General features: G+C 35.5%; 4 protein-coding genes. All 4 read right to left on the minus strand.

All coding sequences use genetic code 11. From position 1 onward, the window contains the following. The coding region (locus AC3AX0_RS10015; protein WP_487550150.1) for an FAD-dependent oxidoreductase at positions 1-1104 on the minus strand (1104 nt) is incomplete at its 3' end. 53 nt (positions 1105-1157) lie between these two features. After that, on the minus strand, positions 1158-1508 hold the full coding sequence (locus AC3AX0_RS10020) for a carboxymuconolactone decarboxylase family protein (RefSeq protein ID WP_487550151.1): 351 nt from the start codon (positions 1506-1508) through the stop codon (positions 1158-1160). Positions 1509-1805: 297 nt separating this feature from the next. Continuing rightward, complete coding sequence (locus AC3AX0_RS10025) at positions 1806-2201, minus strand: MarR family winged helix-turn-helix transcriptional regulator (RefSeq protein ID WP_487550152.1); 396 nt, start codon at positions 2199-2201, stop codon at positions 1806-1808. Positions 2202-2431: 230 nt separating this feature from the next. Further along, positions 2432-2685: transposase (locus tag AC3AX0_RS10030; protein ID WP_487550153.1), on the minus strand; the 254-nt coding region annotated here is incomplete at its 5' end.

Raw genomic sequence — 2685 nt, forward strand, 5'->3', positions numbered from 1 at the left:
TGCAATTCTTCCAACGCACATCAATACCTTATCCGAAACTACGAATTTTGCTTCGTCTTTTTGAATGAATTTAGTAATCAGGCTTTCTTCTTCAGTTTTGATTATTTCATCGGCTCTTGCGCTTGTGTATATTGCAATGCCTTTATCTATAGCCTCTTTGTATATTACTTCCCTTACATCATCGTCGATTACGTTGATGATTGCATCAAGGAATTCTACAATTGTAACCTTTGTACCGAATGAAGAAAATACGAAAGCAAATTCCATTCCAATAACTCCACCACCGATTATTGTAAGCGATTCTGGAATTTCATCTATTTCAAGAAGTTCCTTGTTTGTTAGAACACCTTCAAGGTTGGCTCCAGGTATTTTTATCTTCATAGCTTGAGAACCCATGGCAAGAATAAGATTTTTAGTGTTTATAGTCAAATCTTCTTTCTTATTTTTCACCTTAATGCAGTTCACATCTTCAATCTTTGCCTCACCCATTACAGTTCTTACCTTGTTGGAAGATAAAAGATATTCAATTCCTCCACCGAGAGTGTCGACGATATTGTTTTTCCTCTCGAGAACTTTTTTCATGTCCACCTTAAGATCTGATGCAGAAATTCCGAATTCTTCAGACTTCTTCATTTCAGAGTACAATGATGCCGATTTCACAAAAGCCTTCGTTGGTATGCATCCCCAGTTAAGGCATGTTTCACCAAGCTTTTCCTTTTCGATGATTACCGTGCTGAGACCATCCTTAGCCGCAGCTATTGCAGCCTCGTATCCTCCAGGACCTGCTCCTATAATTACAAGATCAACGTCAAGTGTTTCAACTTTTGCTTTAGCTATTCCAAAGCTGTAAGTAGCTTTGGGAGCTTCCGCCTTTTTGCCGTCTATAGCAAAAAGCTTGTCTCCAATTGAAACTTCTTGACCAGCTTCTACCAATACTTCAGTTATAGTTCCATCGTATTCTGAAACTATGTCAACAGCTGACTTTGAAGTTTCTATAGTTAAGAGTGTATCTCCTGATTTAACACTGTCACCCTTTTTAACATCTACGCTTCCAATGACACCTTTTCTATCATGTCCTTTTATCTTTGTTAATAATATATCCATATTTCACCTCTATAATAGTAAAAAGGGCAGATAATCTGCCCCTTTATAAATATTTATTCAAAATCAGGTGCAAACTCATCTATACATTCTTTTAATAATGTTACAGTATAAGCCATTGCAGGTCCGCCGCCAAATGCAACAGAAACCATTGCTGCTTCCATTACTTCCTCTCTAGAAGCTCCAGCTTCAAAAGCCTTGTATGAATGGTATACTATGCAGTATTCGCATTTGATATATACTCCAAGAGCAACACTCATCAGTTCTTTTGTTTTCAAGTCTATAGTCTTTGGTTCATATGCAGCACCCAAAAGACCCATAAAAGCGCCAACTGCTTCTCCATTAGTTTGTCCAACTGTTTCAAGTCCACTTACAAAATCATTTAATTGCTTTCTTACATCAGCCATAGCCAACCTCCAAATATTTATAATTGTGCCTACAACTATTAGTATAGCAATTTGCGAATACTTTGTCAATGTATTCACAAAAAAACGTTTACCTTTATTTATAAATCGTCAAGAAAGCAGCTACGCTGCGTTAACCGGGTCACGCTTCATGTGACCATAGCGGTTATTAAGAGGTCGTAGAAAGTTTCCTTAACCGCGTAATACCAATGCTTCAAGGGATTACGCATTTTTAACTTTCTTAGACTATAAAAAAAGAACCACCTTACGGCAGTTCTTGGATTTTTCTATTAAGTGGAACTATTTTATAGGTGTTGCACCAATTATATTATTAAGCATCTTGTCCATGACTTTTTGAAAGGTTACAAGATCATCAGGAGATATGTCTCTTACAAGATCTTCGTTGAAAGTGTTTCCATGTGGAAGGAGCTTTTCGATTGTTTTATTACCCTTTTCCGTAAGTTTTATGATAATTTCCCTTTTGCTGTCGGGATTAGTATATCTTTCGGACAATCCGTTGTGTTCCATTCTATCCAGTAGTCTTGTAACTGTTGAAGGCTTAAGATTCATCATTGTTGCAAGTTGAACCTGCTTCAACTCCCTGTGTTTATTTATATAATACATTGCAATCCATTGAATTCTTGTAACATCTGTTCCCTTTAACCTTCGACCGAAGGCTTCCGAAATAATTTTCATATTATTATCGGCTACGTAGAATACTCATTTATCAAGATTGAATTTTGTCATTATTAATACCTCCAGTACATTGTTATGATTATATTATCATATTTTACCAAACAATATAACCATAGTGAAGAAAAAACAAATAATAATTGTTCATATCTTGTGAAAGATTATTTGCAATTGTTGTAGAAGCGCAATAAAGGAAGTATAATTAGTGTCTACTGAGTAAGTAGAATTTTTGATTAACCCGCCATCGTAAAAGGATATTTGCTGAAAAGCAGCAAATTCCAAATAAATTCCAAAAAAGAGCGTAAAGAAATCTTGAACAGATTCGTCACAAATATGGATAATGAAATTGCTGTCATTGTAGTTTCCTTCAGTTTGGTTTTTATCAATCCAAGATTGTAACACCTTTTGCTCAAACTGAAAACTCTTTCAACTTCAATGCGATCTACATTATCCTGATATTCAATGGCTTTATCATATTCATTGTCTT

The organism is Dethiosulfatibacter sp., from assembly GCF_983023055.1.